Origin of the sequence: Streptomyces sp. NPDC060366 (assembly GCF_042725135.1) — a bacterium.
Taxonomy (GTDB): Bacteria; Actinomycetota; Actinomycetes; order Streptomycetales; family Streptomycetaceae; genus Streptomyces.
This window is the reverse complement of record NZ_JBHXDC010000025.1, coordinates 35,458-55,413: the sequence shown is the minus strand read 5'-3', so window position 1 is coordinate 55,413 and position 19,956 is coordinate 35,458. Positions and strand designations below refer to the sequence as shown.

17 protein-coding genes are annotated in these 19,956 nt (G+C 71.8%); 10 read left to right on the top strand and 7 right to left on the bottom strand.

Features of this window, described 5'->3' with window-relative positions; translation table 11 throughout:
* Positions 1–155: 155 nt before the first annotated feature.
* The 3 genes from ACFWHU_RS35195 (at position 156) to ACFWHU_RS35185 (ending at position 2,838) form a co-directional block, all read left to right on the top strand.
* Positions 156–1,289, top strand: a complete 1,134-nt coding sequence (locus ACFWHU_RS35195) for a glutathione-independent formaldehyde dehydrogenase (protein ID WP_385802712.1) — start codon at positions 156–158, stop codon at positions 1,287–1,289.
* Between the two features lie 230 nt (positions 1,290–1,519).
* Entirely contained in the window at positions 1,520–2,254 is a 735-nt protein-coding gene (locus ACFWHU_RS35190) for an enoyl-CoA hydratase family protein (protein WP_385802710.1), read from the top strand.
* Entirely contained in the window at positions 2,242–2,838 is a 597-nt protein-coding gene (locus ACFWHU_RS35185) for a TetR/AcrR family transcriptional regulator (protein ID WP_385802708.1), read from the top strand. The genes ACFWHU_RS35190 and ACFWHU_RS35185 overlap by 13 nt, the downstream gene beginning before the upstream one ends.
* A gap of 90 nt (positions 2,839–2,928) precedes the next feature.
* Here the strand turns inward: ACFWHU_RS35185 and ACFWHU_RS35180 are convergent, their stop codons facing one another.
* Entirely contained in the window at positions 2,929–4,029 is a 1,101-nt protein-coding gene (locus ACFWHU_RS35180) for a citrate synthase 2 (RefSeq protein WP_387230117.1), read from the bottom strand.
* 304 nt (positions 4,030–4,333) lie between these two features.
* On the opposite strand from ACFWHU_RS35180, the gene pdxH reads away from it, so the two are divergent.
* Positions 4,334–4,963, top strand: a complete 630-nt coding sequence (pdxH, locus tag ACFWHU_RS35175) for a pyridoxamine 5'-phosphate oxidase (protein ID WP_385802783.1) — start codon at positions 4,334–4,336, stop codon at positions 4,961–4,963.
* A gap of 410 nt (positions 4,964–5,373) precedes the next feature.
* Positions 5,374–6,822 (top strand): PAS domain-containing protein, encoded by a 1,449-nt coding sequence (locus ACFWHU_RS35170; RefSeq protein ID WP_387230115.1) that lies wholly within the window; start codon positions 5,374–5,376, stop codon positions 6,820–6,822.
* A gap of 47 nt (positions 6,823–6,869) precedes the next feature.
* On the opposite strand, the gene ACFWHU_RS35165 is transcribed toward ACFWHU_RS35170, so the two are convergent.
* Positions 6,870–7,625 carry an SIS domain-containing protein gene (locus ACFWHU_RS35165; protein WP_387230113.1) on the bottom strand — a complete coding sequence of 252 codons (756 nt, stop codon included), beginning with the start codon at positions 7,623–7,625 and terminating at the stop codon, positions 6,870–6,872.
* Positions 7,626–7,846: 221 nt separating this feature from the next.
* Between ACFWHU_RS35165 and ACFWHU_RS35160 the strand changes: the two genes are divergently transcribed.
* Together ACFWHU_RS35160 and ACFWHU_RS35155 are read left to right on the top strand one after the other, a co-directional pair.
* On the top strand, positions 7,847–8,542 hold the full coding sequence (locus ACFWHU_RS35160; protein WP_385802701.1) for a metal-dependent transcriptional regulator: 696 nt from the start codon (positions 7,847–7,849) through the stop codon (positions 8,540–8,542).
* A gap of 611 nt (positions 8,543–9,153) precedes the next feature.
* A complete protein-coding gene (locus tag ACFWHU_RS35155) occupies positions 9,154–10,017 on the top strand; it encodes an alpha/beta fold hydrolase (RefSeq protein WP_385802699.1) in 864 nt (287 codons plus the stop codon).
* Between the two features lie 68 nt (positions 10,018–10,085).
* On the opposite strand, the gene ACFWHU_RS35150 is transcribed toward ACFWHU_RS35155, so the two are convergent.
* The 4 genes from ACFWHU_RS35150 to ACFWHU_RS35135 form a co-directional block, all read right to left on the bottom strand.
* Positions 10,086–10,496: a PPOX class F420-dependent oxidoreductase gene (locus ACFWHU_RS35150; RefSeq protein ID WP_385802697.1), complete on the bottom strand. Its 411-nt coding sequence runs from the start codon at positions 10,494–10,496 to the stop codon at positions 10,086–10,088.
* A gap of 182 nt (positions 10,497–10,678) precedes the next feature.
* Positions 10,679–12,409: a transporter gene (locus ACFWHU_RS35145; RefSeq protein WP_387230111.1), complete on the bottom strand. Its 1,731-nt coding sequence runs from the start codon at positions 12,407–12,409 to the stop codon at positions 10,679–10,681.
* The gene (locus ACFWHU_RS35140) at positions 12,406–13,299 is read right to left on the bottom strand and encodes an ABC transporter ATP-binding protein (protein ID WP_385802693.1); all 894 of its coding nucleotides are present in this window, start codon (positions 13,297–13,299) and stop codon (positions 12,406–12,408) included. Before ACFWHU_RS35140 ends, ACFWHU_RS35145 begins: the two co-directional genes overlap by 4 nt.
* 73 nt (positions 13,300–13,372) lie before the next feature.
* Positions 13,373–14,059 (bottom strand): bifunctional DNA primase/polymerase, encoded by a 687-nt coding sequence (locus ACFWHU_RS35135; RefSeq protein WP_385802692.1) that lies wholly within the window; start codon positions 14,057–14,059, stop codon positions 13,373–13,375.
* A gap of 327 nt (positions 14,060–14,386) precedes the next feature.
* On the opposite strand from ACFWHU_RS35135, the gene ACFWHU_RS35130 reads away from it, so the two are divergent.
* Both ACFWHU_RS35130 and ACFWHU_RS35125 read left to right on the top strand, forming a co-directional pair.
* On the top strand, positions 14,387–15,769 hold the full coding sequence (locus ACFWHU_RS35130) for a transcriptional regulator (RefSeq protein ID WP_387230109.1): 1,383 nt from the start codon (positions 14,387–14,389) through the stop codon (positions 15,767–15,769).
* Between the two features lie 343 nt (positions 15,770–16,112).
* Positions 16,113–17,867: a hypothetical protein gene (locus tag ACFWHU_RS35125; RefSeq protein ID WP_387230107.1), complete on the top strand. Its 1,755-nt coding sequence runs from the start codon at positions 16,113–16,115 to the stop codon at positions 17,865–17,867.
* A 70-nt stretch (positions 17,868–17,937) separates the two neighbouring features.
* Here the strand turns inward: ACFWHU_RS35125 and ACFWHU_RS35120 are convergent, their stop codons facing one another.
* Positions 17,938–19,251, bottom strand: a complete 1,314-nt coding sequence (locus ACFWHU_RS35120) for an ABC transporter substrate-binding protein (RefSeq protein WP_387230105.1) — start codon at positions 19,249–19,251, stop codon at positions 17,938–17,940.
* A gap of 183 nt (positions 19,252–19,434) precedes the next feature.
* Between ACFWHU_RS35120 and ACFWHU_RS35115 the strand changes: the two genes are divergently transcribed.
* The gene (locus tag ACFWHU_RS35115) at positions 19,435–19,872 is read left to right on the top strand and encodes a hypothetical protein (protein ID WP_239064903.1); all 438 of its coding nucleotides are present in this window, start codon (positions 19,435–19,437) and stop codon (positions 19,870–19,872) included.
* Positions 19,873–19,956: the final 84 nt, after the last annotated feature.

Sequence of the window (19,956 nt, the reverse complement as noted above, 5' to 3'; positions counted from 1 at the left end):
GGATATCCACCGGAGAATACCGACTTGCCCCATCGGGCGGGGCGGAGAACCATGAGACATGGGTCACGCGGGGGAGCGCGGCCCGGAGAGCGGCCGGGGTGGGTGAGGCGGGGTGGGGCAATCACACACGTGCGTAGCCGGACGGAGGTGGCAGCATGAAGGCCGTCGTTTACAAAGGACCTTTCAGCGTCGCGGTGGAAGACGTCGAAAAGCCCAGCATCCAGCATCCGAACGATGTGATCGTACGGATCAGCACCAGCGCGATATGCGGCTCGGACCTGCACATGTACGAGGGCCGCACCGCTGCCGAGCCCGGCATCGTATTCGGCCACGAGAACATGGGAATCATCGAGGAGATCGGCCAGGGCGTCACCGGCCTCAAGAAGGGCGACCGCGTGGTCATGCCCTTCAACGTCGCGTGCGGGTTCTGCACCAATTGCGTCGACGGATTCACCGCGTTCTGCACGACGGTCAATCCCGGTTTCGCCGGCGGTGCTTACGGCTACGTGTCGATGGGCCCCTGGAAGGGAGGCCAGGCCGAATATCTGCGCGTTCCCTACGCCGACTTCAACTGTCTGAAGCTGCCGCCGGGACAGGAGCACGAGAGCGATTTCATATTGCTCGCAGACATCTTCCCCACCGGCTATCACGGCTGCGAACTCGCCCAGGTCCGCCCCGGCGAGAGCGTCGCGGTGTACGGCGGCGGGCCGGTCGGACTCATGGCCGCCTACTCGGCGCTGCTGCGCGGCGCGAGGAAGGTGTTCGTCGTGGACCGCGTCCCCGAGCGGCTGCAGAAGGCCGAGGAGATAGGCGCGATTCCGATCAACTTCGCCGAGGGCGACCCGGTCGAGCAGATCAAGGAACAGACCGAGGGCGTCGGCACGGACAAGGGCATCGACGCCGTCGGCTACCAGGCGAAGGCGCACGGCACGGACACCGAGGAGCCGGCGACCGTCCTCAACTCCCTCGTCGGAACGGTCCGGGCCACCGGGGCGCTCGGTGTGCCGGGCCTCTATGTCCCGGCCGACCCGGGAGGCCCCGACGAGCAGGCCAAGCAGGGCATGCTGCTCGTCGCCATCGGCAAGCTCTTCGAGAAGGGCCTGCGGATGGGCACGGGCCAGTGCAACGTGAAGAACTACAACCGGTTCCTGCGAGACATGATCATCGAAGGCAGGGCGAAGCCGAGCTTCGTCGTCTCGCACGAACTGCCCCTGGACCAGGCGCCGTCGGCGTACGACAAGTTCGACAAGCGGATCGAGGGCTACACGAAGGTGATGCTGCACCCGTGACCGGCGGCCCGTGACCGGCAACCCGGAGCCCGTATCCGTGGTCCCGCGGACCGGAACGGTTTCCCCAAGCGGACGGCCCGGTGCTCGCGTTCGGCGCGCCGGGCCGGACGTCGTTCGTCCCGGCCGCCGGGGACGCGGAAATCATGCATGCGCGCTTGATTGATCCGGCGCACGCTGCCACTCTCTGAACCCTCGCACACCAGACCGCGAACGGGAGACGGAGAGACCACGTGACGCTCGTCGCGACCGCGCACGAGCGCGGCATCACCACCTTGACCCTGGACGCGCCGGCCAAGCGGAACGCCCTGTCGGCGCGGCTCGTCGGTGAGCTGGCCGACGCGTTCACCGGGTGCGCCAAGGACCCCTCCGTACGCGCCGTGGTCCTCAGTCACACCGGCACCACCTTCTGCGCCGGCGCCGATCTGAAGGAACCGCCGAACCCGTACACCTTCGTCGCCCTCCTGCGGCAGATCGTGGAGCACCCCAAGCCCGTCGTGGCCCGCGTCACCGGCCATGTCCGGGCCGGCGGCCTCGGGCTGCTCGGGGCCTGCGACATCGTGATCGCCTCCACCGACTCGGACTTCGCCTTCACGGAGGTACGGATCGGAGTCGCGCCCGCCGTGATCTCGATGCCCCTGCTGCCCCGGATGACGCCGCGCGCCGCCGCCCGCCACTACCTCACCGGAGAGACCTTCGACGCGGCCGAGGCCGTCGTCGACGGGCTCGTCACCGAGGCCGCCGACGACGTCGACAGCGCGCTCACCCCGGTCCTGGACGCCCTGCGCCGGGGCTCCCCGCAGGGTCTGGCCGAGTCGAAGAAGCTGCTGAGCGCGCGGGTGCTGGAGACCTTCGACCAGTACGCGGAGGACCTCGTCCAGCGCTCGGCGTCCCTCTTCGCCACGGCCGAGGCCCGCGAGGGGATGTCGGCGTTCCTCGAACGGCGGGACGCGGCATGGGTGCGGTGACCACTTCCAAGGAGCCCAAGCAGGACCGGAGCCGCGTCACCCGCCGGCGGCTGCTGGAGGCCGCCGTCGCCTGCCTCGCCGAACACGGCTGGGCGGGCTCCACCGTCTCCGTCGTCGCCGAACGCGCCGGGGTGTCGCGCGGCGCGGCGCAGCACCACTTCCCCACCCGCGAGGACCTGTTCACCGCGGCCGTCGAGTACGTCGCCGAGGAACGCTCCACCGCCCTGCGCGCGCTGGCGCCGAGCGGGCCGACCCACCGCCGCGAGGTGGTCGAGGCGGTCGTCGCGCTCTACACCGGGCCGCTGTTCCGGGCCGCGCTCCATCTGTGGGTCGCCGCGTCCGACGAGGAGCAACTGCGGCCCCGCGTCACCGAACTCGAAGCGCGGGTCGGCCGCGAGGCGCACCGTATGACGGTGGAGCTGCTGGGCGCGGACGAGTCGGTGCCCGGCGTACGCGAAACGGTCCAGGGCCTGCTGGACATGGCGCGCGGGCTGGGTCTCGCCACGCTGCTGACCGACGACACGCAACGGCGGAACCGGGTGGTCGCGCAGTGGGCGAGGATCCTGGAAACGGTGCTGGTCTGACGGGGACGGCGTACGCATCGCGCCGCGCCTGTCCTCGATCGCCGGGCGGGCTCGTGAAGCCCGGCGACCGAGGACAGGACACGCTGTTCGTCAGGACGCGATGTCTCCGTACCCCTCGATCTCGCGCGGGTCACGCGACCCCGGTCCCACATACCGCGCCGAGGGCCGCACCAGCCGCCCCGTCCGCTTCTGTTCCAGGATGTGCGCCGACCAGCCCGCCGTACGCGCGCAGGTGAACATCGACGTGAACATGTGCGCGGGCACCTCCGCGAAGTCCAGCATGATCGCCGCCCAGAACTCCACGTTCGTCGCCAGTACCCGGTCCGGCCTGCGCGCGTGCAGCTCCTCCAGCGCCGCCTTCTCCAGCGCCTCGGCGACCTCGTAACGCGGCGCGTCGAGTTCCTTCGCCGTACGCCGCAGGACTCGGGCGCGCGGGTCCTCCGCCCGGTACACCCGGTGGCCGAAGCCCATCAGGCGCTCGCCCTTGTCGAGCGCCTGCTTCACATACGCCGTCGCGTCGCCCAGCCGCTCGATCTCCTCGATCATGCCGAGGACCCGCGAAGGGGCTCCGCCGTGCAGCGGCCCGGACATGGCGCCGACGGCCCCCGAGAGGGCAGCGGCGACGTCCGCGCCGGTGGAGGCGATGACGCGGGCCGTGAACGTCGAGGCGTTCATGCCGTGCTCGGCCGCCGACGTCCAGTACGCGTCGACCGCCTTGACGTGCCGGGGGTCGGGCTCACCGCGCCAGCGGATCATGAAGCGCTCGACGACGGACTCGGCCTTGTCGATCTCGCTCTGCGGCACCATCGGCACCCCCTGGCCGCGCGCCGACTGCGCCACGTACGACAGGGCCATGACGGCGGCCCGCGCCAGCTCGTCGCGCGCCGTCGCCTCGTCGGTGTCGAGGAGCGGTTTGAGGCCCCAGACGGGGGCGAGCATCGCGAGCGCCGCCTGCACGTCGACGCGGATGTCGCCGGAGTGGACGGGGATGGGGAAGGGCTCGGCGGGCGGCAGCCCCGGATTGAAGGCGCCGTCGACGAGCAGGCCCCACACGTTCCCGTAGGACACGTGGCCGACCAGATCCTCGATGTCGACGCCCCGGTAACGGAGGGCGCCGCCCTCCTTGTCGGGTTCGGCGATCTCCGTCTCGAAAGCGACGACTCCTTCGAGTCCGGGTACGAAATCGGACATCAGGCGGCTCCTCTGGTGTGACGGACGCGGAAGCGTGCGGCTGGACCGGGAGACGGCTTACGGCCTACGGCCCGCGGTCCGGTGTCAGAAGTTGTCGGCGCCGATACGGATCCTCGGTCGTTGTCGTACGACTCGCGGTCCGGAACGGTCATCCGTACTCACCGTCCTGCCCAACCCGGACATTGAATCAACCATGACACGGTCCCGGCATTGCGCGAGGATGGGTCGCGTGCCTCACACCCCGCCCTCCGCGACCCCCGACCCCGCCGCGACCGACCCCTCGGCGACCCCGGACCCCGCTGTGATGCGCGAGCAGTACCGCGGCACCGCGTTCCTGGAGAGCGACCTCGCCCCCGGGCCGATGGAACAGTTCGCGCACTGGTTCAAGGACGCGGTGGCCGGCGGTCTGCACGAGCCGAACGCGATGGTGGTCTCCACCGCGACGCCCGACGGCCGCCCGTCCTCGCGCACGGTGCTGCTCAAGGCGTACGACGAGCGGGGCTTCGTCTTCTACACCAACTACGGATCCCGCAAGGGCCGGGAGATCGAGGCGAACCGGTACGTCGGCCTGCTCTTCCCCTGGCACGCGCTGGCCCTTCAGGTGGTCGTCACCGGTACGGCGTCCCGCGTCAGCCGCGAGGAGACGGCGGCGTACTTCCGTACCCGCCCGCACGGCTCCCAGCTCGGCGCGTGGGCCAGCGACCAGTCCGAGCCGATCGGCTCGCGCGCCGAACTGCTCGAACGGTACGAGGAGCTGGGCCGCCGCTACGGGGCGGACGAGCAGGTCCCGGTCCCCCCGCACTGGGGCGGCGTCCGGGTCGTCCCGGAGACGGTCGAGTTCTGGCAGGGCCACGAGAACCGGCTGCACGACCGGCTGCGCTACGTCCGGGAGCCGGAGTCCGCCGCCTGGCGGGTGGAGCGGCTCTGCCCGTGACGCCGGGGATCACCGCGTAACAACGGGAGCACCGGGAACAGCCGGAACACCGGAACACCCGGCAACGCAGACGACCCGCGTGCTCTGGTTCCTCCGGGGAGGAGCCGGCCGGACTTACCGGCGAGCACGCGGGTCGGGTGACTGCTTGGATTGGGCCGGTGGTTCACCGGCACCGCACGAGTGCGACGACGGGCGTCAGCCCGCAGTCACCTCACTTGTCCGGATTGAAATCACTTCCGAACCACCTCCCTTCTAGTGTGCTCACCAGCCTAGGAAGCCGTCCCGCGAGCCACAAGTGATTATTTTGGATTTCCACCGCACAACGATTTCCGGGAACAAGGTGTGTGCTGGGTCACGTTCGAGTTGAATGATCGTAGGTGTGACCAAGCAGCCGGCAGGGGGTGCCAAGGATGAGTACTTCCCGGAGTGAGACCGCTCGCCCGCCCGGCCCCGACGGGCCGGAGTCCGGCGCGGCCGAGGCGGCGGGCCCCGACAGCGGTCCCGGGGCCGATCTGCTCGCCGCGCTGCTCGACGGGATGGACGCGGCTCTGTGCGCGTTCGACGCCGACGGCGTCATAACGCACTGGAACCGCGAGGCCGAGCGGATACTCGGCTGGTCCGCCGACGAGGCCGTGGGCCGGAGCGGATTCGCCGGCTGGGCCGTGCGCAGCGCCGACGCCGACGAGGTGCACGGGCGGCTGATGTCGGCGATGGAGGTGCCCGGACGGCTGGTCCACGAGTTCGCGCTGCTGCGCAAGGACGGCGGCCGGGTGCTCGTACGGACGCAGTCGGCCGGGGTGCGCGGCGCGGACGGCGGGCCCGCCGGGGTGTACTGCGCGTTCAGCGAGGTGCACGCGCAGATCGACCTGGAGAGGTCCATCGCGCTCAGCGAGGCACTGTTCGACGACGCGCTGTGGGGCGTCGTCCTGGTCGACGTGGACCTGCGGCCGACCGTCGTGAACGGGCACGCCGCGCGTGCGCTCGGCTCGGGCCGTACGGCGCTGCTCGGGCGGCCCCTGGGCGAGACAGTCACGCAGGGCGTGGAGGAGCTGGAGGGCGCGCTCCACCACGTACTGGCGGAGGGCGCTCCGCGGGCGCTCGCCGAGCTGTGGGTGACACTGCGCACGCCGGACGGCGGTGAGCGGCGGCGCTGCTGGCGCAGCGGCTTCCTCCGGCTGGCGTCCCCGCTCGCCGAGGAGCCGGTGCCGCTGGGTGTCGGCTGGCTCTTCCAGGACGTCACGGAGGCGAAGCTCGCGGCGCAGGAGGCGGACAGGCTGCGCTTCCGCTCCAGCCAGCTGCACCGCGCCGGGCGGGCCGCGGGCGAGTGCGAGAGCCCGATGGAGGCGGCGACGGTCTGCCTGGACTTCGCGCTCGTGGGCTTCGCCGACCACGCGCTGATCGATCTGGTGCACGGCGACCCGGGCGCGGTGACCGCGCACGGTGGTACGTCGACCGGCGACATGCCGCCGACCCGTCTCGTACGGGTGGCGGCGACGCCGGGCGGTTCGGTCGGCCCCTGTCAGCCGGTCGCGGCCGGCGGGATCCCCGTGCGGTACCGGGACGGGCACCCGGCCCTCCAGGCGGTGGCCCGCACGGGCTCGGTGCGCGCGAGCGCCCCCTCGGGGGCCTCGACCACCCCGACCTGGTCGGTCTCCCGCCAGTGGCCGCCCGACTCGGTGCACGCGCTCTGCACGGTGCTGCGGAGCCGGGGCAGGACCCTGGGCGTGGTCACTTTCCTGCGGGGCGCCAGCCGCCCGTCGTTCGAGCGCCAGGACGCGGTGTACGCGGAGGACGTGACGGCCCGCATGGCGGCGTCGCTGGACCTGCTGCGGACGGAGGAGACGCGGCCGGAGGCGTGAGCCGCGGCCGGCCGCGGCTGGTACCCGTGGTGCCGGGTGCTTCGGCGTCAGTGGCGGTAGAAGATCCGGTCCCCGTACTCCGTCATCACGCGACTGTTCCACTCGTGCCCGCCGTCCACGTTCCCCGACCGCAGCATCGGCGGGTCGATGCCCCGCTCGACCAGGCCGCCCGCCGCGGTCGCCACCATCGCCTGCATCAGCGCGCTCGTCACGACGGTCGACGCGGGCGCGAACGGTGCCTCGATGCCGTCCGCCGACAGCTCCGCGTCGCCCACCGCGATCTTGTTGTCGAGGACGATGTCGCAGTGGTCCTTGAGGTAGGTGCCCGACACATGCCGGGACTTCGTCTCCGTCCCGTACGCCACCGACGTCACGCCGATCACCTTCAGGCCCAACGCCTTCGCGTTCAGGGCCATTTCCACCGGGAGCGCGTTGCGCCCGGAGAGCGAGATGATCACCAGGACGTCGCCGGACCTCGCGGGGCTGGAGTCGAGCACCGCGCTCGCGAGGCCGCCGACCCGCTCCAGCGCGGAGCCGAGCGTCGCGGGCATGACGTCGACGCCCGTCACGCCCGGCACGGTGAGCAGGTTCATCAGGGCGAGACCGCCCGCCCGGTAGACGACGTCCTGCGCGGCGAGCGAGGAGTGCCCGGCGCCGAAGGCGAAGACACGGCCGCCGGAGGCGACCGCCTCGGCGATCGCCTTGCCGGCCGCTTCGATGTTCGCGGCCTCCTCGTCGCGTACACGCTCCAGCAGACCGATCGCGGCGTCGAAGAACTGACCGGCCAGCGTGCTCTCGCTCATCGAGAGACCTTCCGTAGGGGGCGGAGAAGAGGGCGGAACAGACGTGGAACAGGGGCGGGAACGCCTGTGCCGCGGATCACGTTGCGGTCTGGACCTTTACCGTGTCAATACGGCTTCGTCATAGGCGGCTTCCCGTACGGCACGGTTGTCGGTGCGATGCGTCAGAATTGAGCAGGGGCCAGCGCACGGTTGTTTTCATGTCACAGCATCGAGGGGCACGTATGTCCGGACTGATCGACACGACGGAGATGTATCTCCGCACCATCCTCGAACTCGAAGAGGAAGGTGTGGTCCCCATGCGCGCCCGGATCGCGGAGCGGCTGGATCAGAGCGGGCCGACGGTCAGCCAGACCGTGGCCCGCATGGAGCGCGACGGACTGGTGCAGGTCGCGGGCGACCGGCATCTGGAGCTGACGGAGGAAGGGCGCAGACTCGCGACCCGGGTGATGCGCAAGCACCGCCTCGCCGAGTGTCTGCTGGTCGACGTGATCGGCCTGGAGTGGGAGCAGGTGCACGCGGAGGCCTGCCGCTGGGAGCACGTGATGAGCGAGGCGGTGGAGCGGCGGGTGCTGGAGCTGCTGCGGCACCCGACGGAGTCGCCGTACGGCAACCCGATCCCGGGCCTGGAGGAGCTGGGCGAGAAGAAGGAGGCCGATCCCTTCCTCGACGAGGGCATGGTCAGCCTGGCCGATCTCGACCCGGGCACCGAGGGCAAGACGGTCGTGGTGCGGCGGATCGGCGAGCCGATCCAGACCGACGCCCAGCTGATGTACAACCTGCGGCGGGCGGGCGTGCAGCCCGGCTCCGTGGTGAGCGTGACGGAGTCGCCGGTCGGCGGAGTGCTCGTCGGCAGCAGCGGAGAGGCCGCCGAGCTGGACTCCGAGGTCGCCTCGCACGTCTTCGTCGCCAAGCGCTGACCTTCCGGGGACCGGGTCCGGGACCCGGACCGGTCCCGGACCTCGGTTCCGGGACCAGGACCGCTCCGCTGACGGAGCGGCTGTGTCATGCCCGGTGACGGCTGCGGAGAGTGTTCCCGTCGCGACGGAGAATACAAATATCCCGGCGGAATGGCAGCGGGCGGGCGATTCGCGTGCCAGGCTGGCTCAGGGGCATATGACCTGAGGGCAGCGGTCGCGGACCCCGTGCCGCGACCGAGGAGGGAGCGGGGCTGTGCGCCTGAAGCTTTTCGCTGGGCCCGCCGCGGACGGTAAGGGCCCCGGCGCTTTGCGGCGCCGGGGCCTGTCCTCCCCTGTTCCGACCCGGAGCCCCGAGCTCCCAGGGTCGGTCCCCACGGACCCTCATCCCCGAGTGGTCCGCCTCCCGGAGAAGATCTCCCCTCCGGCGCTTCGGACAATCCTTGACCACTGTCACTCGAACGAGCGGTGTTGCGCGCCAAGGCCAAGTTTTCGAATGGGAGTTCGATAGTCTGGGCGGGCCGCGCGACCGAACGGCACAGCATCGAACGGCACAGCATCGGGCCGGTGCCATCGGACTCGACCACTCAGGACCGAAGGGGGTGCCAGGACACATGGTGCAGCGCATGGATGTGACCGGATTCGACGGGCTGCGGCTCGCTGCCTGGGAGTTCGCCGATCCGCCCAAGGAGCCGGCCGGGACCGGGCCCGCCCCCGGCGTGCTGCTGCTCCACGGCCTGATGGGCCGGGCCTCGCACTGGGCGGCCACCGCGCGCCGGCTGTCAGGGCGTCATCGGGCCGTCGCGCTCGACCAGCGGGGCCACGGCCGCAGCGAGAAGCCGCCCGAAGCGCCGTACACACGCGACGCGTACGTGTCGGACGCCGAGGCGGCGATCGAGCAGCTCGGCCTCGCGCCCGTCACCCTCGTCGGCCACGCCATGGGGGCGCTCACCGCCTGGCAGCTGGCGGCGAAGCGTCCCGACCTGGTCGGTGCGCTGATCATCTGCGACATGCGGGCGTCCGCGCTGGGGGCGGCGTCGCAGCGGGAGTGGGTCGACTGGTTCCGCACCTGGCCGGTCCCGTTCGCGACGCTCGCCGACGTACGGAAGTGGTTCGGCGAGGACGACCCATGGCTGGAGCGGCCGAGTCCGGGCCGCGGCGAGTACTTCGCCGAGGTGATGGCCGAGCGCGCCGACGGCTGGCGGCCGGTCTTCTCCCGCCGTCAGATGCTCGTCTCCCGCGAGACCTGGGTGCACGACGCGCACTGGGAGGAGCTGGCGCAGGTCCGCTGCCCCACGTTGGTCGTGCGGGGCCTGGACGGCGAGTTGGGCCGCGCGGAGGCGCAGGAGATGGTCCGGGTCCTGCCGCACGGGCAGTACGCGGAGGTGACGGACGCCGGCCATCTCGCGCACTACGACCGGCCGGACGCCTGGCACGCCGCGATAGAGCCGTTCCTGGACGGCGCGTTGACCGCGTAGCGGGGCGGGGGCCGGCGGGAAAAGCATCGGCTCCCGGAGGGCCCGCGAATGCCGCCCGGTCTGCCGGGTCAGGCCGCCGAGTTGCCCGTGAGCCGGTCCGGGGTGATCCGGATCGTGACGCGTACGACGTCGGGCGGCAGGTTCAGGTACTCCTGCCCGGCGCCGGGGCCCTCGTACTTCTCGGCGAGCGCGACGGCCGTCCGCCGGCCGACATCCTCACCGGCGGTCGCAGTGCCGCGCACCTCCACGTATCGCTCCGGGTCGGCCAGGTCGAACACGCTGAGGCTGACCCTCGGTTCACCGGCCAGGTTCGTCACCTTGCGGCGGCCCGCCTGCGAGGAGATGACCAGGTCGTCGCCGTCCGTACCGACCCAGACCACCGAGGACTGCGGACTGCCGTCCGGGTTGATGGTGCACAGGACGGCCGGATTGCGGCCGTCGAGGATCTTCCGGGCGGCGGCGCTGAGGGAGACAGTCATACGGGTGAGCTTAAGACGGCGCAGTTTCGGTGGATCGGTCCGGGGCGGCCGGTCATGGGCATCCGGGCGGTACGCCCCGAGCCGACGGACCGCCCCGTGCAGGTCGCCGCCCCGGTAGCGGGCCTCTGCCCGGCGGTCACTTCCGCCACGGCGCGGGCCCGGACCCGCGCCGACGGCACCGATCAGCCCTTGCTCACCGCCGTCAGGATCTCCGGCAGCCTCGATGCCGTCTGCGGCGCCGCCACCTTCACCCCGGCCCACGCGATCAGCGCGCCGTACGCGGTTCCCGCCGGCAGCACGAGCCACGTCAGGCCGTCCGCGCCCGACACGTGCAGGCCGATCGTCAGCCCGATCACCGGCGCGCACAGCAGCGCGCCGCCGAGCATGCCGCCGAGGATCGAGATCCACGCGAGCCCGCCCTGTCCCGGAGCGACGTTCTTGTACGCGCTGTCCTGCGGGATCGAGTACGGGAACCGGGCCGAGGCCACGGCGCCCGTCGCCATCATCGCGCCGAGCAGCGCGAAGGACAGCCCGAGCGCCTCGGGCAGCGCCCGCCAGTCGCCGAGCAGCGCGGCCGTCAGGATCGTCACCAGGGCCGAGTACGGCAGGGTGATCACCAGCAGGGCGAAGGCCCGCGCGCGCAGTTCCAGATACGCGTCACGGGTGGAGGAAATCGTCAGGGCCACCATCCAGAACGCGGAGGTGTCCTGCCCGAACTGGTTGTACATCTGGATGCCGAGCATCCCCGCCGCGAAGCACGCGAGATAGATCGAGCCGCTGCCCTGAAGGGCGTTCACCAGCGGCACGATCAGCCCGATCGCCAGCGAAGTGATCCACGCCGCCTTGGTCTTGGGGTCGCGCCACACGTACCACAGGCTCCGCTGCATCACCGTCCCCGTACGCCCCTCGGGCAGCAGCCGGCTCAGCCCGGACGCCGACTCCTTGCGGGCCGGTCCGGCGGCGGCGATCGTCGAACCGTCCGGGGCGGTCATCAGCTTCACGAGCGACCGCTGCCACGAGTACATGAGCGCGGCCAACGCGGCCAGCGACAGCAGCAGTTGCAGGGCCGCCCGCCCGTACGCGCCCTCGCTCACCGAGTCCACGGCGCCGATCGCCGACGCGGGCGGCAGCCAGCGCAGGACGTCCGCCACGGGGTCGAGCGCCGACAGCCCGCCCGCCTCGCTGAGCCTCTGCACACCGAAGTTGACGAACTGGATACCGACGGCGATCACCAGACCGCTCAGTACGGCCAGGTCCCGGCCCTTGCGCGAGGTCAGCAGCCGGATGTTCGCCGCGGCCACGGCCCGCGACAGCGCCAGGCACACCAGCAGGGTCAGCGGTACGACGACGACCGACAGCGCGATCGCGGCGCCGCCGTGCGCGACGGCGATCGCGGATCCCAGCACCAGACAGAGCGTGAACAGCGGCCCGATACCGACCAGGGACGCGGCGAGCAGCGCGCCGATCAGCGCGTGGGGCCGCAGGGGCAGCATCACGAGGCGGCTCGGGTCGAGCGTCTCGTCGCCGCTGGGGAAGAACAGCGGCAGCATCGCCCAGCCCAGGGCCACGATCGCGGTGAGCACGACGACGAGGGTGCCCGCGCCGTCGTTCCCGCGCAGCAGGATCAGGCCCAGGAGCTGGCCCGCGGCGATGAGCAGGGCGAAGACGACGGAGACCACATAGGCGGCGGTACGGCCGGAGGACTGCCGGAGCCCGTTGCGCAGCAGCGACAGCTTCAGCCGTACGAAGACCGGCGCGAGGGCGCGGGTGCCGAGGGTGGCGACGGGCGTCGTACCCGAGCCGACAGGACCGGCGGGGCCCGCGGATGCGGCAGGACCGGAGGGACCGGCGGGAGCGGTCTCACCCGGCGTCCCGGAGAGACCCGTGCCGCCGGCCGGGGCCTCCGCGCTCATCGGGCACCGCCCAGCCAGTCCAGGGACTCGCCGGTGTCGCGGCCCTGCGCGCCGACCAGTTCGAGGAACGCGCTCTGGAGCGACGGCGCGTCGCCCCGTACTTCCGCGAGCGTCCCCTGCGCGCGGATACGGCCCGCGGCCATCACCGCGACCCAGTCGCACAGCGACTCGACCAGCTCCATCACATGGCTGGAGAACACGACGGTCGCGCCGGACTCGGTGTAGCGCTCCAGGACACCGCGGATCGTCTGCGCCGACACCGGGTCGACGCCCTCGAACGGCTCGTCCAGGAACAGGACTTCGGGGTTGTGCAGCAGCGCCGACGCCAGGCCGATCTTCTTCCGCATACCGGTCGAGTAGTCCACGACGAGCTTGTGCTGCGAGCCCGCCAGGTCCAGTACGTCCAGGAGTTGGGTGGCGCGCTTGTCGACCTCGTCACCGGGCAGCCCCCGCAGCCGGCCGGTGTATCCGAGGAGTTCGCGTCCGGAGAGCCGCTCGAAGAGGCGCAGCCCCTCGGGCAGTACGCCGATCCTGGCCTTGACCGCGACCGGATCGCCCCAGACGTCGTGCCCGGCGACCTGGACCCGGCCCATGTCCGGCCGCAGCAGGCCGGTCACCATGGAGAGCGTGGTGGTCTTGCCCGCGCCGTTCGGGCCGACGAGACCCACGAACTGGCCGGCGGGCAGATCGAGATCGATCCCGGCGACGGCGACCTGATCGCCGAAGCGCTTCCACAGCCCCTCCACGCGTACGGCGGGCGGCCCCGCCGTACGCGCCCCGCCCGCCGCGTCCGGCACAGCTTCCCGCGCCTCCCGCTCGGCGTCCGGCCGCCCGGCCGCCGTCTGTCGCCCTGCTTGCTCCGCTGCTAGGTCCGGTACGTGATCCGGCATGCCGCACTGCCCTTCGGTGTTCCTTTTCGAGGTGTCGAGAGGACCCACCATAGGACGGCCACGAGCGAGCCCCTCAGGTCCGCCGGGACCGCGCCGCCGCCGCGTCCCGGCCGCAGGCGTACGCCAGCGGGCTGATCAGTTCCTCGGTGTCGGGCAGCCAGCGGTTCGCAGGGGTGGGCCGCCGGACCCACTGCACGGCGCCGTAACCGCCGACGCGCGTGGGCGGGGCGGCGACGTAGTGCCCCTCGCCGCGAGCCACCAGATCGATCGCCGAGGCCGACCAGCCCAACTTCTTTACCAGGTCGTCCGCCTTGAGCGAGCCGCCCGGCAGTACGAAGAAGAGCATCCGGCGCTCGGGGGTGCAGGTGACGGGGCCGAGCGTCATCTCCATCCGCTCCATCCGCGCGAGCGCCAGGAATCCCGCCGACTCGGGCACGTCGATGGCGTCGAACGTGCGGCCCGTCGGCAGCAGGACCGAGGAGCGCGGCTGCTTCGACCACAGCCTGCGCGCGGCGACACCGCTGCCCGTCGCCTGCGTCGCCCAGTCCGGCCTCGTCGGATGCGCCCCGGGGGCCGGGCAGTCGGAACGCTCGCACGAGCAGCGCTCCTTGCCGTCCACCGCCTCCAGCCACGTGCCGGGGAACACGTCCCAGTGCCGCTCCTCCGCGTATCGCACGGCGCTGTCCAGCAGCGGCTCGCCCCGCTGCTGGGGGATCTGCGCGGCGTCCGTGACGCCCGTCACTCCGATGGTCTTGTCCACGATGAACACAACTCCCGCCCGCACGTCGGGTTACGGGCGCCGCGGAGCGTCGCGAAGGCGCATCGATCCGGCACACGGGGCGCACTGGTGCATGTGCGGGGGCGCGCGCGAGGTTGCGGCGTGTCGATGGGTAACCACAACCGGTGACCGGGGGTTGCCATCGGGGAGGCGCGAGGCGTGAGGCGGATCACACATATCTCGGTGCCAAGCGGGCGGCGTTTCCCGAAAGTTACCGAAGATTGCTGATTTCGACCATCGCACGCATTTACTGCGTTTCCGCCGGGCAGTGATCGCTCAGTCGATCACCGCGGCCACAGGGGGTATCCATTGGCAGCCAGACCTCTCGTCGCCCGTCAGCCGAACGAACGGCTGCAAACACTCATCCAGGAAGCGGGCTGTTCCAACGCCGGCCTCGCCCGCAGGGTGAACATGGTCGGAAATGAACGCGGCCTCGACCTCCGCTACGACAAGACGTCCGTCGCGCGCTGGCTGCGTGGCCAGCAGCCGCGCGGCCGGGCCCCGGGGATCATCGCCGAGGCGCTGGGCCGCAAGCTGGGGCGCACGGTCACGATCGACGAGCTGGGGATGGCCAACGGCAAGAATCTCGCCTCGGGCATCGGACTCCAGTTCTCGCCGACGGTCGTCGGCGCGATCGAGCAGGTCTGCGAGTTGTGGCGCAGCGACGTGGGCCGGCGTGACTTCCTGTCCGGATCGGCGGTGGCGTCGTCGGCGCTCGTCGAGCCGAGCAGGGACTGGCTGATCACCGGCGCGGACGCGTCGGTGGCCCGCAACACCGGTGCGCGGGTGGGGGATTCGGACGTCGCGGCGGTCGCCGCCATGACGTCCGCCCTGGTCGAGCTGGACCACCGGTTCGGCAGCGGCCACGCCCGCCCGGTCGTCGTGCACTATCTGAACAGCGTGGTGTCGGGCCTGCTTTCGGGGTCGTACCGCGAAGCGGTCGGCCGCAGACTCTTCGCCACCGTCGCCCGACTCACCGAGCTGGCGGGGTACATGGCGGTGGACACCGGCCAGCCGGGGCTCGCCCAGCGGTACTACATCCAGGCGCTGCGGCTCGCGCAGGCCGCCGGGGACCGCGGATACGGCGGCTATGTGCTCGCCGCGTCCATGAGCCATCTCGCGGCCCAGCTCGGAAACCCGCGCGAGATCGCCCAGTTGGCGCGGGCCGCGCAGGAAGGCGCGCGGGGGCACGTCACCCCGAGGGCACAGGCCATGTTCCTGGCCGCCGAGGCGCGGGGGCACGCCCTGATGGGCGACGTGAACCAGTGCCACGCGGTCGCGGGCCGGGCGGTCACCGCGCTGGAGCGGGCGGATCCGGAGGGCGGCGACGATCCGGTGTGGATCGCGCACTTCGACCACGCCTATCTGGCCGACGAGCTGGCCCACTGCTACCGCGATCTGGGGCAGCCCGAGGCGGCGGCGCGCCACGCGTCCGACTCGCTGGCGGGGCATCCGGAGTCCCGGGCGAGACGGCGCGCGATCGGCCTGGTGCTGCTGGCGACGGCGCAGGTCCAGCAGCGCGAGGTGGAGGAGGCGTGCCGTACGGGCACGCGCGCGGTGGAGCTGCTCGGCTCCCTGCGTTCCAGCAGGGGGGCGGAGTATCTGGACGACCTCCAGCAGCGGTTGGAGCCGTACGGCAAGGAGCCCGCGGTGCGGGAGTTCAGCGCCCGGCTGGAGATCCAGGCCGCGTGACACGGCTTTGCTACAACTTCTGCCCGGAGCACGGCTGTACGGCGGTCGCAGGAACGTCGTACAGCCACCGGGCGGGTGTTGCGCCGTGTTGACCACGAGGCCCGTGAGGCGCCGATGAGGCGGCGCGCGGCTCGGGCGGCGGGTCCGTGACCGGGGCGGACGGGCCGGCCCGAGCGGTCGCGGACGGTCGCGGGCGCCGGGCGCGGTTGGTCCGATTGATCCGCATCATCGGCGGGTGTCTTGAACACGGGTGGTTGTGACTGATTTCCGGGCGCGTAGCAGGGCTCCTGATTCACCCGGTAGCGTGAACTGACGATTCCGTAGGTCCACACTAGGAGTCCCGGTGACGCAAAGCGGACAAAGGGACGAGTCGCAGTCGCCTGCCGCTCGGCCCGCGCACGAAGGCATCGTGCTGCCCGCCGACGGCGGTCCCCCCTTGATCCCCGGCGCCCCGGCCGCCGACCAGTCCGCCCCGGCGGGCGGTCAGCCGTGGGGGCAGCCCTGGGGGCCCGGGGCCCCTCAGCCGGACCCGCAAGGACAGCCACCAGGGCAGCCGCAGGGGCATCAACTGCCGCCGCCGCAGGCGCCGCAGCTGGATTCGGGCGCCCACGGGTCGTATGACGCCACGGGAGCGTACGGAGGCGGGGGTTACGGCTACCCGCAGGCGCCCCAGCAGCAGTACCAGCCCCCTCAGCAGCAACAGCAGCAGTACCACCCGCAGCAGCCTCTGCCGCCCGCGCAGCCGCAGGCACAGCCCCTTCCGCAGGCGCAGCCGCCGCAGCAGCAGTACGGAGCGCCGCACGGCGGCACGTACGGTGCGCAGCCCCTGCCGGCCGAGACGCCGCCCCCGGCCGCCCCCGGCGGCCCCTTCGGCAGCGCGGACGCCACGCAGTTCATACCGCCGGTGCCCGCCGCCGGGGCCGCGGACGCCACGCAGTTCATACCGCCGGTGCCGCAGTACGACCAGGGCCGGAACCCCGGCGGGCTGCCGCCCGAGCGCCCCGCCGAGTCCACCCAGTACCTCGGCACCGTCCAGCCGGCCCCGCCCGCCCGGGGCACGTCGGACGCGGACGCGACGCAGTTCATCGCGCCCGTCCCCGCGCAGGGCCCGAACGACATCCCGGCCGCGCCCCAGGGCGCGCCGTACGGCATCAGGCCCGGCGCCCCCGGCGACCGTCAGCCGCCCGCCGAGTTCGACAGCCTCTTCCGCAGCGAGGGCCCCGGCACGGGTCAGGTGCCGGACGAGACGCAGCAACTGCCGCAGTTCGACCCGGCCGCGGGTCCGGGCGCCGGTCCGGCCGCCGGTCCGGGCCGGGGCAGGGGCGGTCCGCAGGGCCGCGGCCGGCAGGGGAACCCGCAGCAGGGGCCGGCGCAGGGCTACGGACAGGGCGGCGCACCGCCCCCGTACGGGCAGCCGCCGCGCGGCCCGCAGGAGCCGTCGGGCCCGCAGGGCCGGGCCGCCGGGCGCCGCAAGTCCTCACCGATCCCGCTGATCGCCGCGGTCGTCGTCGGCTGCGCCGTCCTCGGACTCGGCGCGGGCTGGCTGATGAGCGGGGACGACTCCAAGAAGCAGGACAACAACCAGACGGTGTCGTCGGAGAGTTCACCCTCCGGTCCGGGTGAGGACGAGCAGCCGGCCGACCCCGCCAAGCCCCAGGCCGAGGAGCTGGACAAGCTCCTCGCCGAGAGCAACGACAGCCGGGCGGCGGTGATCAGCGCGGTCGAGTCCATCAAGACCTGCGAGAACCTGGACAAGGCCGTCAGCGACCTCCAGGGCGCGGCCGACCAGCGCCGCGACCTGGTCGCCCGGCTCAAGGAACTGACCCTCGACAAGCTGCCCCAGCACGGCCAGTTGTCGTCCTCGCTGACCAAGGCGTGGCAGGCGTCCGCTTCGGCGGACGACCACTACGCGACGTGGGCGGGCGAGGCGAAGACGAAGAAGGGCTGCAAGGGCGGCAAGGCCCGTACGACGAAGGCGGCCTCCGAAGGCCACGTCGCGAGCGGCGAGGCGACGGCGGCGAAGCGCAAGGCGTCGGGCCTGTGGAACGGCATCGCGACCAAGTACGGCCTCACGGAGCGGGCCCCGACGGAGCTGTGACGCCTCTTCTGTCCTCAATCGCCGGACGGGCGGGCTCTCTTGAGCCCGTCCGGCGATCGAGGACACCGCGCTACGCGCTGGGGCCCGCGTCGCTCAGTGTTCCGCGTACGTCGACGAAGCCGTCCTTCAGCGAGACCAGTTGGCCTTCGCGTACCACCTGGAAGGTCACCTCGCTGTTCACGATGCGCGGGAAGCCGGGCGAGCCGAGCATGTCCTCGTAGCGCCAGCGCAGCGTGGGCGTGAGGCCGCCCGTCTCGACCTTCGCGCCCTTGTCGAGCGCGTGCGAGAACGTGGCCGAGGAGATCTTGTCCCTGTCGATCGACTCCACCACCGACTTGAGCGCGGTGTAGGCGATCCATGTCGTCTGCACGCCCGGCTCCGCCGGGTCGATGCTGTCGTCGCCGAACGCGTGCTCGCGGATCACGTCCCGCATCGGCCCCCACGCCGGATCCGACGCCTGCGGGTACCAGCCCGTGACGTACGCGCCCTCGAAGAGGCCCTTCGAACCGCCCGTGCGGTCCACCAGGGGCTGGCCGACGCTGCCGAGCACCGAGGAGATGCGAATGTCCCCGCCGTCGTCGGACAGCCGCCGGTAGGAGTCGAAGAACGTCTCCGTACGGTCGCCGAGCACCGCCGTGACACAGCCGTCGGACGCGTTCTCACGCGCCCGCTCCGCCGAGTCGGTGTAGTCGGTGGCGTCCTCGGCCGCCCGGATGTCCGTCGCCTTCTCGCTCTCGCCCCGGCCCGTCTCCCCGCCGCCCCTGCCGCCCCTGCTCAGACCGGAGTTGAGCAGTTCCGGCATCGCGTCGCCGGTGATCGTGTCGGGCCGCACGATGGAGACCCGGTCGCACTCCCCGGCCAGCTGCATGCCGTTGCCGGCCAGGAGCGCCGCCTGGCCGCCGTTGACCGGGTACGAGACGAAGCTGGAGAACTCCCGCTCGGCTATGCCGTAGCCGCCGAGGTACGGGATCCCGGCCGCCTCCAGCGGCGCCATGAAGGCGTCGCCGTGCTGGCTGTACGAGCCGACGACGGCCGTGACGTCCTTCTTGGCCGCCAGGCGCGCGCAGTCGGCGGCGCCCGCCGAGGTGTTGCGTTCGTTGCAGGTCAGCACCCGCAGCTCGTGACCGTCGATACCGCCCGCCGCGTTGACCCAGCGCGCGTAGGCCTTGGCCATGGCCGGCATGCCCGGCATGTTCGTCGCGGCGGTGCCCTCGGGTGCCCACGTCATGACGGTGACGGGCTCCCTGGAGCCCCCCGGCCCCCCAGGGAGTACGCCGCACCCGGTGACCACCGATGCCCCGGCCGTGACCGTACACAGGACACGGATCACCGGATTCCGGTGGAACGGGCGGGGCGGGGAGGAGCGCTGCTGCCTACCGGTCATGTATCCGCACACTTCCGGCCTATGGGTAACTGCCAGGTGGAGCTTGTCCAACCGCACGTGACCACGAGGTGAATTACGGGGGGCCACGTGATCGCCTGCCGGAGGACCGTACGATCGACTCCTGTGCAGCAAGGTTCGGAGAACTCTTCCCGTCGCGGCCGTCGCTCCTCCACCATGGGCGACATGCCGCTCAATGACATTCCCTGGTGGCGCTGGCGCAGCAATGTGCGCTCGGCGCTGCACATGCTTTCCGATCCCGTCTTCCACCAGGAGTTCTGGTTGGCCGGCCGAGAGGGGTACGGCGATGTCACCGACGCCGTGTACCGGCTGGTCGAGGACACCTGGCTGGACAACTGGTCGGCGGAGAAATACGTCGGGACGATCTTCCGCGACTCCGGCGAGGCCGCGCTGGTCGACGTCGCCGTCCTGCGGGTGCTGCGGATCATGCACCAGGTGGGGCCGGACGCCCCGATATCGGTATATCTGGAGCACCACGGCTGGCCGGAGGCGGTACGCGCGGCGCGTGAGGCGCATGTACGGCTGGCCGTCAACGACGGCGAGGACCCGGACACGGTGCCGCGCTCGCTCGACGTGCTGCGGATCCTGACGCGGTCCGCCTGATCCGACAGGCGCCGCCGCCGTGTCCGACGCGGTCCGCCTGACGGTCACGACCGGCCCGCAGGGGGCCCGTGTGGGATCCTCTGG